The sequence below is a fragment of the Catenovulum sp. SX2 genome, from assembly GCF_052056295.1.
Classification (GTDB): Bacteria; Pseudomonadota; Gammaproteobacteria; order Enterobacterales; family Alteromonadaceae; genus Catenovulum.
In genome coordinates, this window is record NZ_CP182493.1 from 2,145,561 (window position 1) to 2,163,323 (window position 17,763).

The following is a 17,763-nucleotide window of genomic DNA, read 5'->3' on the forward strand; positions in this document are numbered from 1 at the left end:
GCACCTGTAAAGCAGCGCTACTAGTTTGGTGTTGACTTGGCATACTTGCCCAACACTCGATAAAACTCTTCTAAATTTATCGGTTTAGCTATGCATTCTGTCATGCCTGCTGCAAGGTAATCACCAACTTCGTGAGTCATGACATTGGCGGTGAGTGCAATAATAGGTAGTCTAGGGGCAAATTCACGAATAGCTTTAGTTGCACTAACGCCATCTAAATTGGGCATTTGAATATCCATTAACACCAAATCAGGTAGATTATTCTGACACTCACGTACAGCATCTAAACCATCTTCAACAAAAATGATTTCAGCGTGCGTATCTTGCAACATAGCTTTGACCACTTCTTGATTGATTTCATTGTCTTCCGCTACCAATACTCGGTAACCCGAAAAGTTTGGTCGTGTACCCGTTTTTGCTTTGGGCGCTTTTTTAGTTTGTTCTACTTTCAACGTTATCGGAATAAAAAATTCAAAAGTAGAACCGCGCCCAATACTGCTGGTAAAAGTTAAGTCACCACCCATCATTTGTGCCAAACGCTTAGAAATAGTTAATCCCAAACCTGTGCCACCAAATTTCCTGCTAGTTGACTTATCCGCTTGTTCAAAAGCGGTAAATAACTTGTCTTGTACCGCTTTATCTATGCCAACACCAGTATCATAAACCTGCATATGCAATTGATAAGATTTATCTTTTTGCTCTATTAAATCAGAAAAAACAATTACCATACCCTGCTGGGTAAATTTAATTGCATTGGCACACAAGTTATTAATAATTTGGATAATGCGTAAAGGATCACCCATTAAGGTTCTGTCTTTCAACTGACATTTTTTAACATCAAAAGTCAGTCCCTTTTCTTTAGCAAGATAACTATGAGTCGCTTCTATCTGCTTATAAATATCCGTCAAAGTAAACTCGATGTGCTCAATTTCTAGTTTGCCCGCTTCAATTTTAGAAAAATCTAACACATCATTGATAATGGCTAATAAAGAGCGTGCCGACATAGACACTTTGCTTAAATAATCTTGTTGCTGTTGGTTTAAATCGGTTTGCAAACACAGCTGCGTCATGCCAATTACGCCGTTTAGTGGGGTGCGAATTTCATGTGACATATTGGCTAAAAACTGTGATTTGGCAAAATTGGCAGCTTCAGCTTTGGTTTTGGCTTGTTGCAGCTCTTGGTCAGCCAGCTTTTGCACTGTGATATCTTCGTATGTTCCAAGCACACCAACCACTTCACCTTTGCTATCATGCAAAGCTATTTTACTGGTTCGCACCCATGCTATCGAACCGTCTTGGCGGCTTTGTCGTTCAACAAAATTTATTTTAGATGTGCCATTTTGGATAACATCAGCATCATCCGCACGATAGGCGTCCGCTTGCTCTCGCCACACTTGTTGATAATCATTTTGACCAATTATTGTAGCGGGGGAATCTAAATTAGCGTCAGATGCAAAAGCTTGATTGCAACCAAGGTAATTAAGTTGTTTATCTTTCCAAAATACTCGCACCGGAATATGGTCAAGCACCAGTTGTAAAAAACCAGCAGCATAGTTGAGCTCTTCGTTGGTTTTTAACAGTTGTTGATTCTGTGTCTCTATTGTTTCGTCGGCTGAACGCAATGCTGAGCCAAAATGGCTAATTTGTAAGCCATTAAGCAAAATAATAGCGCTGCCAAAACAACAGAGCATAAATGCTTCGAGCACCCAAGCAATATACATGACAGGTACTTGTGAATAATCTAAATCTAACCGTATCCACCCTAACTGTAAAAACACGGCTGACAAAAAATATCCAAAAACAAACAAGGCTAAAAAAATATAGGCGCGTTTGTATCCCCAAAAAACCGAGACTAAGTACAAACAAAATAAAGAAGTTACACCCGCTGAGCCCATAACACCAAAGCGGATTAAACCAATAAAAGCAATTAAGAACATTAACCAAATTAAGCTATGCGCTTTAATGCTATATGTTAGGCGTGCTCTAAACCAATAAACGCTCCAAAACAGTCCAACAAATACTAATTGAATAATATTAGCTAAATCGATTTCTATAAAACGCAAACGAATAACAGCCAACAAAGCAGCAGGGATAGAAAATATCACCATAATACTCATAGCTTTGTGGATGATTAAATCTCTGAATATTGTTTTTTCAGTTGGCTTCATAGCGCAAGTTATCTACCTATGGGTGTTTAACCTTTATGCCTTGGTTAAAAACACCACATCTTTGTCTATTATTTCAAACGTCCAATTAAATTTAGACGCTAAATAAGCAAAGGTAAATTCTGAATAGAAACAAATATGAGTTAAATCGTTTTTATAGTGCCAAGTTGCAAACGCCTGTGTATCCAATACTCTTTTTGTCATCACAGCCAGTACTCCTTGGTTGTCGAGTAATCTATCTAACAATGACCAAACACTATGGGCATCAGCAATATGTTCTATCACTTCAGTTGCGGTAATAAATTGATACTTTCGCTGTAAAACCTCAGTTTGCGGAAAATAATACAAATCGTAATTGAGCACGCTAAAACCGTCGGCCTTAGCCATTTGGCTTAACACAGCACCTTCACCACAACCAAAGTCTAACCCTTGAATGTCAGCCGGAACTTGCTGATTTAAACGTGCTTTTAACGGTGCCCAAGTTCTTGATAAAAATTTTTGATACCCAAGGTCGGCAATCGAGTTATCGTGTTTATCGTATTCAGCTTTTTCGGCTTGCGCGGATAAGTGAAATTGTTGCGGCACAAATACCAATTGGCAGTGACGGCACTGCAAATAACTACGGCGTTTATCTTGATGGTAAAAGTGTGTATCTAGTGAACAACACAAGGGGCAAAGGCTATTTTCAATTTCTGTCGACATAACAAAACCAGAATTACAAATTAGCTAGTTTTTACTATAAAACCCTAACAATTGATAGCTTGCGAGATATCCTCTAAATATCTATGCTTAGTCCCATCAAGATATTCAACATAAAACAACTATGAACTATTGGTTATTTAAAACAGAACCGGACGTATTTGGTATTGACCACTTACAATCGCGGCTAAATAAAACTGAAATGTGGGATGGCGTACGCAACTATCAAGCACGCAACTTTTTACGCGACCAAGTAAAAAAGGGGGATTTACTGTTTATTTACCATTCTAGTTGCAAAAATATCGGCATTGCCGGTTTAGCAGAAGTAGTACGTGAAGCTTACCCTGATCCAACGCAATTCGACCCAGAATCAAAATACTATGATCCTAAATCAACAGCAGAAAACCCAAGATGGATTGCGGTGGATATCAAATTCAAGCAAAAATTCAACAAGGTTTTATCGCTGCAAGAGATTAAAAAAATGCCACAAATTATTGAGCTAGGTTTGGTCAAAAAAGGCCACAGACTTTCTATTATGCCCGTGGTGTTAGCTGAGTGGCAGTTGCTGCTAACAAGTGCACAAAATTAATCAAAATCAATAGCTCAAGCATTTGTCTATTTTAATAAAATTGAACTATATTCAATAAACTAAAACCGACTGGTCAAGCGTGGTTTTCTTGATTTTCAAAAGAATAGAATTAGCCTACATCATCCTTTTCAGCCTAACTGTGGCCATATTATTGTGGCACGGCTTAGCTATGGACAACGTTTGGCAGGTGAAAGCAACCACTGAAACCAAACCTGAGTTAATTACAGATAATGCTCAAGGTGGGCAATCTAAAGCAGAATATTTTCCACAATCGCAATACTTTGATTTTGAGTGCGAAATTAAAACAGGTTTAATTCCTCACGCCTACTGTGGGGTATTTATCCCAGTTTATGATTGGACCAACAGCGTGTATGTTCATACAGATGAATATCAATATTTGGAACTGGATATAGACCATAACAGTACATCCATGGACAATATAGCGATATTCTTAATCAACCAACATGATGCAATCAATGAACAAGGCGAAAAAGAGTCTCGCAATTTGCAATTTGTTCATTATTTCTATCCGCAACCAGGCAGACAAAGCGTCCGTATACCATTAAGTAAATTTGATATGCCAGCTTGGAGTGCTTTTTATCACCACAAAGCTGGGGTAGACGTATCTAATGCACTAGAGAAAATTAACTTTATTCAAGTATTAACTGGTGATGCGAGCGACGACCGGACGGTACATATCAAATTGCATTCAATTAAATTTACCGGTAAGTGGATAGCGACAAATAAACTCTATCTTTCAATTATTATCATTTGGGGCGTAATTGTATTTTTGCACTTGATCAGCATTACCTTTAACTCACTTGAAAAATTGAGTTTGCAGAATAAGAAAAATGCCAGCTTAAACAAGCTCAATCGCCAATTGTTAGCACAAGCAAGCCACTTTGAAAATTTAGCTTTGTACGATGAGCTAACCGGATTGCTTAATCGCAAAGGTTTATCTAGTACATATGAGCGAGCAATTAGAGCTTATTTAGATGGGTCGCAAGCTTACGCGATGATTTTGATTGATATAGACCACTTCAAAAAAATTAACGATACTTATGGTCATGATGTGGGTGATGAAGCATTAAAAAATGTTGCGCGCGCCATTCAACAACAGCTTAGATCTGAAGATACTATTGCCCGCTGGGGCGGTGAAGAAATGATAGTAATTACTCCCGTGTTTAACTTGCAAGCAGCCTGTACTTTAGCTGAGCGAATACGTGAACAAATTGAAAAAACTCGCATTATTAACAATCAGGTCATCACAGCCAGCTTTGGCGTAGCTATGCTTGAATGTGACGACATAGATATTTGGTTTAAACAAGCTGATTTTGCCTTATACCAAGCTAAACATAATGGGCGTAATAGAGTAGAAACAACCAACACAGTAAACGAGCGGCAAGCGAAAACAGCTTAACCGCATGTTAGTAAACCCAAGCTAGTTTCTAAGCTCTTGCATATCCGCAATTAACTCAGCTAATTTTTTAAACTGACGACCATAAATAATATTGAGATCTAATCTGTATAAAGCATCCGAAAAACGGGCAACAACAAACAGAATAACGGCAATGACCAACAGCAAATAGTACGGGACGCCGAAAAGCAGCAATTCAGTTGGCCATGCAATCATTATCAAGCCAATTATTTCACCACCGGCATCGCTTACCAAAGCTTGTGCCGCCATACCAATAAAGAGTAATGGATAGAAAAATTTGTAATAGCGCGCATACACAGCAATGGAGTGTTGCAGCCAAGCATTAAAACTCATGATGTAGTCATAACTGCTCTGCCCTTTAGATAATTGATGTGACTTTCGCAGCTCTTTTTTAGCAATAATCACCAGTGGCACAAGCAGAAGGCAAATATACAAACCCAAAAAAGGCGCACCAATCAAACTAAACATCACAAGTGCTACTAAACTACCGCCGATTATGGCTTTGATATTCAGCGCAAACATCTGCTGCAGTTTATCAACTATGTTCTGTGATTTGCGGTTATACAAGTCATTAATTTTTGGAGCTATTAGTTGAGTTTCTTTTACAAAACCGTCTTTCCACATTTGTTCAATTGATTTACTCATTATCCCACCCTCTAGTTAATCTGCTTGATTAATAAACTTGGTTAATCTGCTTTTAATTCGCGTAATGCGCACACCTATGTTGTTGCTATTGCTGCCAATAATGTCAGCAATTTCTTCATAGGTTTTCTCTTCCAAATACAGCAAAATTACCGCTCTATCGGTTTCGGAAAGATGTTTAATCGCGTTGTACAACAAGTTAATTTCGTCATTGGCAAAGGCTTTGCTGTCGTCGATAACCTCATCAGGCAAAGAGTCAGAAACAATATGTTTATCGCCGTTTTTACTTTGTTTGAGATAAGTTAAACAGACATTAAGTGATATACGGTAAATCCAGGTAGACCACTGACATTGCTGATTAAAATTGTCTTTGCTGCGCCAAATTTGCAGGCAAACTTCTTGGTAATAATCTTCAAAATCTGCTTGGCTATTGGTATAAGCTCGACAGATTTTGATGATAATGCCCGCGTGCGGCAGAATGTATTGCAGATAAAAGTCACTACCCATAAAAAAGTAATATCCTAAATTATGTTATGACTGGTTAGTGGTTGGACGGTTGAGTTTATTACAGGCTAGTTTAAATTTTTTGATCTAGCCTGAAATAAATCGATTTTTTGATGGTTTTGCAATTGTGTGGAAGTTATAAATTAACTGAAGGTGTGGGCAATTCGTAAGCTGCACTGTTCATATTCGCGCTGCACACAGGTAATTTATCCCCTTCAGGTAAATCGAATTGAGTTACACTGACAACCGCATCTGCTTTTTTCAAAACAATTAGAGTTGAAGTTAAATTTGGCTGATAAACAATAGGATCTGTACACTCAAATCCTGGGTTTAGGATAGTAGTGATAATTCCGCCACCATTGGTATTTTTGGCTTTATCAATTTCAGTTAAACGCGCCTCAAACATAAAATCAAACACCAGCTTATCTTTGTCCACTACAACAGATTGTTGGTGATAATCATCAACAAAAGTCAGGTTATCCCCAGTCACTCTATTGCTATCACCGAATCCAAAACCATCTTGGTATAAACCCTGAGTGATTGCAAAATACATATCTGGATTTTCAGTTGCTTTGCGGTTGTATGGTGGCAATTCAATACTGGTGGCCTGTAAAATATTATTAGCATCAAACGCGCTTAACCACTGTAGTAAATTATCTTGAACCGAAGCAAATGCGGTTGGCTTAGCTTGTAACACCAATAATTGCCAATCAGTAGTCGATGGCAATAAATTCACCATTTTCACGTTGTCAGTTTGATATAACTGCAAATCACCCGAAAGCTCAATGCTATCCATTTTCCAATAATTACCATCACTATTTTGGAAAATACGTTCAGATAAAACTTGCGGCGATAAAGCAGCTAAATCCAATTCGATTTTCAAACTATTCAACCAATACAAACGTGTAATTGCTGTGGTTGACAGCCAAGTATCAAAACCCAACAAGGTTGTAGAATTAACGCTTGCTAGTTGTTGCGCAGCAGCATCATTGTCATTTGAGAAATCAACTAGCTCAATATCAGTAATAGCTTCTACCGCATTGTTTTTAAAACTGGTTAAAAACGGATAATCTGTTTGTAACGCCAGCCAGTTTTGAGTGGTAATGTTTAAATATGAACTCTGTTCAAACTGGGTGAAATACTCAGTAAGATAAGGCATATAACCAGCTAATTCAGTATTAGCCAGCAAAGGCGATTGCCAGTACAGGTCTTGCTCTTGCGCGCTAACAGACAAAAATTGCAATTGCTTTAACCGACCCCAATTTGAATAATAATTATTCTCTGCCAGCGGCTGATTGGCGACAAAGTTTTGCACAAAAGCCGTATTGACGGCTTGGTTAAATTGCTCGAGTTCATCAGCAGAAATGGTTTTGGCAGATAGTTGTGTTTCAGTTTCAGCTTCAACATTATCCATAATCGTTTCTGAAGTGTTTTTGCTATCATGCGCAGTTGCTTTTGAAACATCTGCAGATGTTTGTGCATCATCTGGCGATTTTGCCGAATTACAGCCAATTAAGGCAACAAATGCGCCTAAGATTAAAGAATTGCGTAAAAACATAAGTCCATTTCCGTAGGAACTTTTAAAGTTGGGTTAAATTATGCCCGAAACTTTAACTATTTAGTACTACTATTAAATTTAGTTATTTAAACTTTGCCAATTCAAACCATATTTAGCCAAATATTTCTGTAGCCGTGTTGAATCGTTTACCGCTGATTTTTTAGTACGACTCACATCAAATAGTGCTCTGCCAGCAGCTGCCATATTCTTATGCTGCAAACAAATGCCCAAAACGAAGTTTAGCTGATGCAACTCAAACTGATCCAGTTCAGCTAGCTGCTGTGGAGAAAGATATCTATCCAACGTCTGAAGCGCATTTTGATTGTCGCTAGGTTGCCAGCAAGACTCTAACCTAGTTATTTCACTCTTGATATCGTCAACCGATATTCTCGAACTATCTGCCAGTGTACACAACCGGGTAATGGCCGAACTTAAATCTCTAAAATTGCCAGACCATACTGCTTGCTCTGACACGGCAAAAGATTCAAACATGAGTCTAGCCTCCTTATTAAATTGGATGCGCTGACCTGTTTTGCTTTCATACAATCCAAGTTCGTAATCAATATTTGCAGATATGTCTTCTTTTCGATCTTTTAAAGCTGGTAGCTTATATGTCCATAAATTGATTCTAGCCAATAAATCTTCACGAAAACTGCCTTTTCGCACTTCCGCTTGTAAATTTTTATTGGTGCCCGCAATCAGTTGAAAATCACTGGTGACCATTTTATCGCTACCAACTGGATGAAAACTTTTATTCTCGATAGCGTGTAACAACATAGCTTGTTCTTCGAGGCCGAGCTCAGCAATTTCATCTAAAAACAACATGCCTTTGTTCGCGGTTAGCAAATAGCCGTTGCGTTCTTTTTGCGCTCCGGTAAAAGCACCTTTGGTATGGCCAAACAATGCTGCCATAGCATTTTCACCTTTTAGCGTTGCACAGTTCACCGAAACGAACTCGCCCGGCAACATTGCACGTTTTTTCTTCAACTGAAATATACGAGATGCTAGCTGGCTTTTACCTGAACCTGTAGGCCCAGTTAGCAACATAGGATCGCGTGAGCGAACCGCTACTTTTTCAATTTGACTAATCAGTTGATTAAAGGCTTGGTTATTGGTTTGAATTCCACCTTTTAAAAACGCATTACCTTCTAAATGCTCTTTATCAAAACGCGTGGCTAATTGGTCATATTTAGATAGGTCGAGATCAATAATTTGCACTTTCCCCTGCGCTTTATTTTTATTGTTTTTATCAGGGGACGTTTGAATTAATCGACCTGGGAAATGGCCACTTTCGGTCAGTAGAAAACTACAAATTTGAACTACGTGTGTACCTGTGGTTATGTGAAACAAGTAGTCGTTGTTTTCTGCATCAAACTGCTGTTTATGGCACCAGTCATATAATTTGGCATACACCTCCTCAAAGTCCCATGGGTCATTAAAATTCACATTATGCAACTCAACTTGAGTTTCAGGAGAAATGCTCTCAATGTCGGCAGCCACATTATTCGCCAAACGTGAACTATGGTTGTCATGCAACATATACAATTGATCTATCACCAAATCTTCTTGGCTACACAAGCTCACATTCGGACGCCATTTATCCCATCTATCAACTCGTTTACCAACATAATCTAGCTGAGTACCAATTAAACTAACCGCAATCGTTTTTTTCAAAACACACATATCCAAATAGATAAAAACATATCTATATAACTACAAAAATAAAAAAGGTCAATTACCCCATGAGTTAACTCCAGGTCCCCAAAACAACTTTAAAATAATAAAAATCAATCACTTGTGATAATTCATTAAATTTAATTTTAGTTTGGCACATGACTTGATAACTAATACTTGTCTGGTTAAACGGTTGTGATTCAAAAAATCACTCTGGTGCGCTGAACTGTGTGAATGCGTATACCTAACCAAACATCCAAATACATATTTAAGTAGCTCAGCGGATAGAGCAGCGGTTTTCACCGCTGGTCGAAGGTTCAAATCCTTCCTTAAATACCAAATTGGTAGCTCAAACTGGTAGAGCATCGAATGTAACTTCGAGTGTTGTGGGTTCAAATCCCACCCAAAAAATGTAAATAAATAAAGTTAGCAAGCGTTTTTACCAATGGTTGTTAAACGCAATTGGCAAATAAATAGCCGCAGGCGGGATGCCCCCAGCTATAAAAAACCATGCGCCTTTAGCAACAAAGTAATTAACCCTTGCTAGCACTTTGCGAAAGCAAGTGAGAAAAGGATAAAACCATGATTAGAAAAACAATACATGTAGCAGAAAACCAACGTGTTTTAGTATTTAAAGATGAAAAATTAGCGCAAGTTTTACCAGCGGGTAAACACACTATTTGGCACTTTAGACAACATTTAAACTGTGTAACCTTCGATATAAACGACTTATATTTTTCTGAGAAAAATGCTGAGCGTTTGTATCGAGACAACCCATGTTTACAGCAACACATTGCTTACTGGAAATTAACCAGCGATCAGGTCGGATTATTATACGTAGATGACCTACTCCAAGGCATAGTCGCGCCAAGTGAACATCTATTTATATGGAAAGATGCTGGTGACATTCGCCTAGAAAGATGCTCAATTGATGACGAGCTTGCTGTGGATGAAAAGTTGATGTGCTTGATAAATCGTGCTGGCGCTAACTCAGCAAACCGACTTATTCGCAGCAAGAGTACAGTGGCAATTCAGCCTATTGCAGATTTATCCGTGGATAAACAACACATAGGTTTGCTGTATATCAATGGCAAATTCAAACAAAAATTAGCGCCAGGCCAACATGCTTTTTGGCAATTTAATCAAACATTAGAGCTAAAATCCTTTGATTGCAGAACACAAATGTTAGAAATATCCGGTCAGGAAATTTTAAGTAAAGACAGAGTAAGTTTAAGAATTAATTTAAGCGCAAATATCAAAATTCAAGATGCAGAATTAGTCGCCAATAGTATAGATAAAGCAAACGACTATGTTTATAAAACTTTGCAGTTGGCGCTGAGAGAAGCGGTTGGCACTAAGTCATTGGACGATATTTTATTAGACAAACTCTATATCAACAGCACGGTTAAGGAGTTAGTCACTGAGCAATTAGCAGAAGTAGGTATCACGCTATTAAATGTTGGAGTAAAAGACATCATTTTGCCCGGTGAAATGAAAGCCATACTCAACCAAGTTGTTGAAGCACAAAAAGCCGCCGAAGCTAACGTTATCAAAAGACGTGAAGAAACGTCTGCAACCAGAAGCTTGCACAATACAGCCAAGGTGATGGAAAACAATCCAACGCTTTTGCGTTTAAAAGAATTAGAAGCATTAGAAAAAATCGCCGACCGTATTGATAACTTAACAGTGTACGGTGGTTTAGAAGGATTAATGAACGGCGTAGTAAAAATAGCTTAATCGCCAAAAAACGAATTAGGAACAAATTATGAGTACAAATTACAACCTTATACAAAATAAAGGCAGCGCGACAATAAAAGCTTGGACTAAAGGTGTACCTTTTGAAGAACAAGCACAACAACAATTACAAAATATCGCAACTATGCCGTTAATTCATTCACATATCGCTGTTATGCCTGATGTGCACATGGGCAAAGGCGCAACAATTGGCAGTGTTATTCCATCGGTCAATGCAGTTATTCCTGCCGCAGTAGGGGTAGATATTGGTTGTGGCATGGTCGCAACTAAAACCACCTTAACCGCCAGCCAGTTACCAGATAACTTGTCTGGTATACGGCAGGCTTTTGAAGCAGCCATTCCGCATGGTAGAACAGGAGGACGCCGCCGAGGCTCCCGAGACAAAGGCGCGTGGCATAACATACCTGATATTGTTGCAACTGAATGGCAAAAACTCGAAAAACGTTTTGAACATATTTGTGAAAAACACCCAGCTATAAAAAATAGCAACCATGTAAACCACTTAGGCACTATGGGTACAGGCAATCACTTTTTAGAATTGTGTTTAGACGAAAATAACGCAGTTTGGATAATGTTGCATTCAGGCAGCCGTGGCGTCGGCAACAGAATTGGCACCTATTTTATTGAGTTGGCGAAAAAAGAAATGCAACGACATCAAATTAATTTACCAGATGTTGATTTAGCTTACCTTGAAGAAGGTAGTGAATATTTTGCTGACTATGTTGAAGCGGTTGAATGGGCACAAGATTTTGCTGCGAAGAATCGCGAAATTATGATGATTAATGCTATTGCGGCTTTGCGAAAACAAATACCTGTTGCATTTTCAACAGCAGACTTAGCTGTAAATTGCCACCACAACTATATATCGCGTGAGCACCATTTCGGCAAAGACTGCTTTGTTACCCGAAAAGGCGCAGTTCGAGCACAAAAAGGTGAAATGGGCATAATCCCGGGCAGCATGGGTGCACGCTCTTACATAGTGAGAGGGCTTGGCAACCCAGAAAGTTTTAATAGCTGTAGCCATGGAGCAGGCCGGGTGATGTCGCGAACTCAAGCTAAAAAAGTCTACAACATTCAAGACCAAATTGATGCAACTCAAGGGGTTGAGTGCCGTAAAGATGCAGCGGTAATTGATGAGATCCCACATGCATACAAAGACATAGACAAAGTAATGCAAGCACAAAAAGACCTTGTTGAAGTGGTTTACACCTTAAAACAAGTTGTTTGTGTAAAAGGTTAAACATAAGGAATTTTAATGTCATTTATACAAATTGATGGCGCACAAGGAGAAGGTGGCGGACAAGTTCTACGAACAGCTTTAACTCTGTCCGCAATCACCAAGCAGCCATTTGAGTTATGCAACATACGCGCAAATAGACAAAAACCTGGGTTGTTGCGTCAGCACCTAACTTCAGTATTAGCAGCTCAACAGGTATGCAATGCAGAGGTTGAAGGCGCCGAACTAGGTTCACAAAAAATTGTGTTTACCCCTAATACAATTACCGCAGGCGAATTTGAATTTTCGATAGGAACAGCTGGTAGTACTGTGTTGGTTTGCCAAACCATACTGCCAATTTTAGCACTGGCAGAAACAGGCTCAGTTATCAAATTTGAAGGAGGCACACACAATGGAATGTCGCCTTCATTGTGTTTTTTACAGCAGAGTTATTTGCCACTATTGCGCAAAATGGGTGTACAAAGTGCCGTAACAGAGGGCAAATATGGCTTTTACCCTGCTGGCGGCGGCAGCTGGAAACTTGAAATCACGCCAGCCAAGAAATGGCAACAACTGCATCTGAATGAACAGGCAAACTTGCCGCAACAACACTTAGAGAGTGGCCAAATTAAGGTTTTATTGAGCAGTTTGCCAAATAACATAGCGGAACGAGAAATTACCACTGCAAAAAAGTATTTAAATTGGCCTGACGCGCAAGCACAAATAAAGCAAGTAAGAGCCAACGGCCCTGGCAATAGTTTTCAAATTTCACTACTGAGTAAAAACCACAATAGTGTTTTTGAAGTGATTGGTGAGTTAAGGGTTTCAGCAGAGCAAGTGGCTAAACGCTGCGCAGGGCGGGTCAAAAAGTTTATTCAGGCAAATGCTGCAGTAGAAGAGCATTTGGCTGACCAACTTTTATTGCCTATGGCTCTAGCTGGCGGTGGTTGCTTTACAACTACAAAACCGAGCTTGCATACACAAACAAATATTAAAGTCATTCAACAGTTCGTCAATATTGATATACAAGTGAATCAAATAGACGAGTTATTGTGGGAAATTACCCTTAGGTGATGAACAAAAAATGAAGCGATAAGTAAGGAATAATAACAATGCATCAGATACCAGCAGAAGTTAGAGAGGAAATACTGAGCAGAATAAAAGCCGCTGAAGCAGAACATCAGGTCAAGGTTTTATACGCGGTCGAGTCCGGTAGCCGAGCTTGGGGGTTTGCTAGCCCAAACAGTGATTATGATGTCAGGTTTATCTACGTACATCCAAAAGATTGGTATTTAGCCGTCAATCTTGAAGATAAACGTAATGTAATCGAATACCCAATAGTCGATGAAATAGATATAAATGGTTGGGACATACGTAAAGCACTCAAGCTTTATTGGAAATCTAACCCGGCTTTTATCGAATGGTTGCAATCACCCATAGTGTACCTTGAGCAAGGTGATTTTGCACAACAGGCTCGCAGTTTAATGCCACAAACAGTGTCATCAAATAAAGGTATTCACCATTATTTGCACATGGCCAAAAACAACTTTCGAGAATATTTGAAAAAAGACACTGTACCGCTTAAAAAGTATTTTTACGTGTTACGTCCTTTATTGGCAATTGCCTGGTTAGAGAAATACAACACCCCAGCACCAATAGAGTTTGATGTTTTACGTAAACTTGTTGCCGACAACAAAGCATTAGACAGTGCGATAACTGAGCTGCTAGAGCGTACAAAAGTCAGCTTAGAGAAGGAATACGCACCAGCTGTGCCTGTAATAAATCAATTTATTCAAACTGAGCTGGAGCGCCTAAAAACGGCCAACTTAACTGACAAAGCAACCGATAGAGAAGTTAGTTTCGACCAACTAAACACGCTGTTTAAACATGTGATAGATCACGAGTAAGCGACTTGTGATCTATATGAACCCTAAACGTAAAACGCTTCTACCGTACCTTTTAATTTAATCAGCAAAGGTTGTCCACGGCGGTCTAACGCTTTTGGTGATGGTACTTTAACCCAACCTTCGCTGATGCAGTATTCTTCAACATTGTTGCGTTCTTTGCCGTTTAAACGAATGCCAATTTCGTGTTCAAAACATTCTTTAACAAAAAACTTGCTGCGAGAATCGCTGGCTAAACGGTCTGGTAATGCTGGTTTGTTATCACTCATTTTAGAAACCTAAAAATACAACTTAAAATAGAAAGTACAGCATTGTAGGCAAAGGTGTTGCTATAGACAATCGCAATCTGATTTAAAGTACAATCAGCCATTCAAACCTAGGGTTAGCTCCAGTGTTTCCAACCTTCTAAGTAATAATACAGCACCTGTGGTTTATCTAAATTGCTGACTTTGCTTTCTCTGTTGTTGATATCCGTAGAAAAAGTCATCAGCGCTGCCTCTATGTTTTTAGCATAAAAGCGCATGGGCGGTAGGTAGCCTTGAACAAAATCACATTGAAACCTACACGCCATAACAAACCCCCAATCGCCAAAAGATGGAATGTCGACGTGATACGGTAGCACTTGATTATAACCACTTGCAGCAATTGTATTGTGAATAGACCAAAACGCTTTAGTTGCAAAAAATGGGCTGGTCGCTTGTGTCACCAATATACCCGTATCTTGCAATCGGCTGCGGGCAATTTGATAAAACTGTTTGCTGTATAACCTAGCTAAACTGACTGTTTTTGGGTCAGGCAAATCAACCACTATTAAATCAAAACGTCGCTGAGTATCAGTTAAATAAACAAAGGCATCTTGGTGGATAACCTGCATTTTTTCATTAAACAAAGCTCTGTTATTGAGCTCGACTAGATAAACATTATCGCGCGCTAATTGCGCAACAGCTGGGTCTAAATCAACTAAGGTAATTGTTTCTACCATAGGATACTTGAGCAGTTCTCTTGCAGCCAAACCGTCACCGCCTCCTAATATCAAGACAGATTTGGGTTGAGCTATTCTTTGCATTGCAGGGTGAATAAGCGACTCGTGATATCTATACTCATCAATTGCTGAAAACTGTAAACCACCATTCAGGTACAGGCGAATATCGTCTTTGCGCTTGGTCATAATAATTTGCTGGTACGGCGTTTGCTGACTATGCACTATGCGATCATCAAACACAGTTTCATTCCACTTTTCGCTTAGCTGATTGCTAAACAACATGAGTCCCGACAAAATAACAAAAGATAAAATCAGCGAAGTGCGTAAATAGTGCTGCTGAGTTTTACTCAGCTGGGCAAAAAAGTACCACAGTAAGGTCAAGGCAATTGACAAATTGAGTAAGCCAAATAATAAGCTTGTTTTAAACACACCAAGCCAAGGCAGCAGAGCCAGCGGAAAAACGAGTGTTGCTATCAGTGCACCAAAATAATCAATAGATAATACGTTAGCCAAATTAGCTTTAAGTGTGTAATGCTTTTCCATTAAGCGGGTTAACAAGGGAATTTCTAAGCCAACTAGCACACCAATAATGGCTGTGAGTAAAATGGAAATAACCTGAAAAGGTAAACCTTGTGCATAAGTAAAATACAGCACAGGTACACAACTGCCGCCAACAACCGCCAACACTAGTTCATAACCAATAAACTGAGTTAACAAGCTTTGGTCGCTCACCCATTTAGACAAATACGAGCCCACGCCCATAGTCGCCATATATACACCTATGGTGACTGAAAACTGAGTAATGCTATCGCCTAAAAAGTATGAGCCTGTGGTCGCAATAAGTAACTCGTAAATAATTGAACATAAACCTGCAATAAAAATACTGAACAGCAGGATATGGCTTTCACGTAACACTTATTTGCCGCCTCTTGACGAACCTGAACGAAAATCTGCACCCGACAAACTTTGTTGCCTGACACTTCTATCTACATATAAGTTGTAGTGACCATGGGCATAATTTACATAGTTGATATCGTCGTCATCATTAGATGAAGCAAGCCAAAATAGCAACATCCATAAAAACAAGACAAATATCACCAGATAAATCACAAAACTTGAGGGTTTAGAGTCTTCAGGCATATCACCTATTGTTGAAGGGTATATTCTGCTATCGTTTTTGCGCTCTTCTTCCCATCGATACGACAAAATAACGAAACAAAGTAGCGCTATGCCACCAAAAATATACAGCATAGGGGTGAATATACTTTTGTCGCCGCGAATGGGCACAACTCGAAAATAGTAGCTGGTGCGATGCGCATTGGTGTGCCTTTGTGAAGAGTCAGATAGGAATAAAAAATAGTCGCCTTGTTTTGGAAAGCGCATATCAAAATAAGCATGCTCTTTGCGCTCAGTCCATTGTCCATCAGAATCAGTGCCGGTTTCCGACCAAAGTTCATCACGATAGGTGAACAGGTATTCACCATCGGCTGCGTACACTTCCATTTCCATCGCTTTCCACGAGTTCATTGGCATAGTTCCGCGAACTTCCAAACGCATCATTTGCCCATCTTCCGATACTGTAAAGTGGTAAGCTTCGTCTTCCTCGACAAACTTTTTACTTAGCTGCATTGGTACGTCCTGCAATTCGCCTTCCATATATTCAGAACTGCAAAAGCTCAGAAACCACGCAGCTAAACAAATAATAAACAGCTTCATTACACTCATAGTTTATCGTCCTATAGTGTATGGAAAATAACGCTAGCAACGGCTATGGCGACAAAACTTTCTATCAATGCAACAGCAGAGTTTTGTTGCACTATAGCATCGTCTAATTTGATTTTGCTCAGTAAAAGGAAATCGACAATCAAACGCACTACAGGCAAAGCGACCAAGGCAATAACTGCATCGATAAAAAACAAGCTGATGCTTTGTTGCCAAGACACGAATTCACCGACCAGCGCGTGTAATAAGATAATCCCTAAAGCAATTTTGGTAGCAGAAAAACTAATGGCCGCTGCAACATTGCCTTTTTCAAGCTCTTGCTGCAGGTCAAACCGAGTGAGTAAGTCGTACAACTTACTAAATACAATGAGCAACACTTGGCCTAACAGATAAAACACCAGGGCCGAAAGCATGCTACCTTCACCAGTTAATGCTCCTGCAATGACTAAACCTGCAGCTATATAACTTGCACCTTGCGCAAGACCCACAGCCAAGCTTTGGTGCTCTATAATCTGTTGTTTATTACAAAACTTAGATAACAGAAACTTATCGTTTATTACTCTGGCGATCAGCAGCATAACCAACCCCATAGCTGAGTATATTGACACACTGATTAGATCATTGATTAACCCTTTGCTCGGCCCTTTTAATACAGCGATATAAATAAGGGTAATTGCCAAAATGTACCCAGTAATAGAGGCAGCCAAAGCAGTATTTTTATGTTGAATTATTTGCTCAAAAGTATCGTACGGCGTGGTGAAGTTGTACAACCACTTTGCCGTGCAAATAACCAATAAGAAGAGCGCTAAAAACGATGCGTTTTCTAGGTAGTAAATGATATTAATATCCATATTTGTATATTTTTTATATTAATTAGTATTATGTGGCTGGGATGCTAACACAATTGAATGGCAA

16 protein-coding genes and 1 tRNA gene are annotated in these 17,763 nt (G+C 39.3%); 7 read left to right on the forward strand and 10 right to left on the reverse strand.

Annotation, left to right across the window (positions count from 1 at the left end; translation table 11 throughout):
• Positions 1-20 precede the first annotated feature (20 nt).
• Positions 21-2,168 carry an ATP-binding protein gene (locus ACMZOO_RS08975; protein ID WP_440903037.1) on the reverse strand — a complete coding sequence of 716 codons (2,148 nt, stop codon included), beginning with the start codon at positions 2,166-2,168 and terminating at the stop codon, positions 21-23.
• 33 nt (positions 2,169-2,201) lie between these two features.
• Positions 2,202-2,867: a class I SAM-dependent methyltransferase gene (locus ACMZOO_RS08980; RefSeq protein ID WP_440903038.1), complete on the reverse strand. Its 666-nt coding sequence runs from the start codon at positions 2,865-2,867 to the stop codon at positions 2,202-2,204.
• A 121-nt stretch (positions 2,868-2,988) separates the two neighbouring features.
• Between ACMZOO_RS08980 and ACMZOO_RS08985 the strand changes: the two genes are divergently transcribed.
• Both ACMZOO_RS08985 and ACMZOO_RS08990 read left to right on the forward strand, forming a co-directional pair.
• Positions 2,989-3,453, forward strand: a complete 465-nt coding sequence (locus ACMZOO_RS08985) for an EVE domain-containing protein (protein WP_440903039.1) — start codon at positions 2,989-2,991, stop codon at positions 3,451-3,453.
• Positions 3,454-3,622: 169 nt separating this feature from the next.
• A complete protein-coding gene (locus ACMZOO_RS08990; RefSeq protein WP_440903040.1) occupies positions 3,623-4,873 on the forward strand; it encodes a GGDEF domain-containing protein in 1,251 nt (416 codons plus the stop codon).
• A gap of 21 nt (positions 4,874-4,894) precedes the next feature.
• Here the strand turns inward: ACMZOO_RS08990 and ACMZOO_RS08995 are convergent, their stop codons facing one another.
• The 4 genes from ACMZOO_RS08995 to rtcR form a co-directional block, all read right to left on the reverse strand.
• Positions 4,895-5,536 (reverse strand): hypothetical protein, encoded by a 642-nt coding sequence (locus tag ACMZOO_RS08995; RefSeq protein WP_440903041.1) that lies wholly within the window; start codon positions 5,534-5,536, stop codon positions 4,895-4,897.
• 15 nt (positions 5,537-5,551) lie between these two features.
• Positions 5,552-6,040, reverse strand: a complete 489-nt coding sequence (locus tag ACMZOO_RS09000; RefSeq protein ID WP_440903042.1) for an RNA polymerase sigma factor — start codon at positions 6,038-6,040, stop codon at positions 5,552-5,554.
• Between the two features lie 133 nt (positions 6,041-6,173).
• Entirely contained in the window at positions 6,174-7,595 is a 1,422-nt protein-coding gene (locus tag ACMZOO_RS09005) for a hypothetical protein (protein WP_440903043.1), read from the reverse strand.
• Between the two features lie 78 nt (positions 7,596-7,673).
• On the reverse strand, positions 7,674-9,269 hold the full coding sequence (rtcR, locus tag ACMZOO_RS09010) for an RNA repair transcriptional activator RtcR (RefSeq protein WP_440903044.1): 1,596 nt from the start codon (positions 9,267-9,269) through the stop codon (positions 7,674-7,676).
• A gap of 266 nt (positions 9,270-9,535) precedes the next feature.
• Between rtcR and ACMZOO_RS09015 the strand changes: the two genes are divergently transcribed.
• From ACMZOO_RS09015 to ACMZOO_RS09035, 5 genes are all read left to right on the forward strand, one after another.
• Positions 9,536-9,608: transfer RNA gene (locus ACMZOO_RS09015), tRNA-OTHER, on the forward strand.
• Between the two features lie 243 nt (positions 9,609-9,851).
• A complete protein-coding gene (locus tag ACMZOO_RS09020) occupies positions 9,852-11,006 on the forward strand; it encodes a slipin family protein (RefSeq protein WP_440903045.1) in 1,155 nt (384 codons plus the stop codon).
• A 28-nt stretch (positions 11,007-11,034) separates the two neighbouring features.
• Entirely contained in the window at positions 11,035-12,264 is a 1,230-nt protein-coding gene (locus ACMZOO_RS09025) for an RtcB family protein (RefSeq protein ID WP_440903046.1), read from the forward strand.
• Positions 12,265-12,279: 15 nt separating this feature from the next.
• A complete protein-coding gene (gene rtcA / locus ACMZOO_RS09030) occupies positions 12,280-13,314 on the forward strand; it encodes an RNA 3'-terminal phosphate cyclase (RefSeq protein ID WP_440903047.1) in 1,035 nt (344 codons plus the stop codon).
• 38 nt (positions 13,315-13,352) lie between these two features.
• Complete coding sequence (locus ACMZOO_RS09035) at positions 13,353-14,147, forward strand: nucleotidyltransferase domain-containing protein (protein WP_440903048.1); 795 nt, start codon at positions 13,353-13,355, stop codon at positions 14,145-14,147.
• A gap of 23 nt (positions 14,148-14,170) precedes the next feature.
• Here ACMZOO_RS09035 and ACMZOO_RS09040 read toward each other — a convergent pair whose 3' ends face one another.
• The 4 genes from ACMZOO_RS09040 to ACMZOO_RS09055 form a co-directional block, all read right to left on the reverse strand.
• On the reverse strand, positions 14,171-14,413 hold the full coding sequence (locus ACMZOO_RS09040; protein WP_440903049.1) for a DUF3297 family protein: 243 nt from the start codon (positions 14,411-14,413) through the stop codon (positions 14,171-14,173).
• A gap of 113 nt (positions 14,414-14,526) precedes the next feature.
• Positions 14,527-16,041, reverse strand: a complete 1,515-nt coding sequence (locus ACMZOO_RS09045; protein ID WP_440903050.1) for a polyamine aminopropyltransferase — start codon at positions 16,039-16,041, stop codon at positions 14,527-14,529.
• Complete coding sequence (locus ACMZOO_RS09050) at positions 16,042-16,755, reverse strand: hypothetical protein (protein ID WP_440903051.1); 714 nt, start codon at positions 16,753-16,755, stop codon at positions 16,042-16,044.
• 107 nt (positions 16,756-16,862) lie between these two features.
• The gene (locus tag ACMZOO_RS09055; protein ID WP_440903052.1) at positions 16,863-17,699 is read right to left on the reverse strand and encodes a DUF350 domain-containing protein; all 837 of its coding nucleotides are present in this window, start codon (positions 17,697-17,699) and stop codon (positions 16,863-16,865) included.
• Positions 17,700-17,763 lie beyond the last annotated feature (64 nt).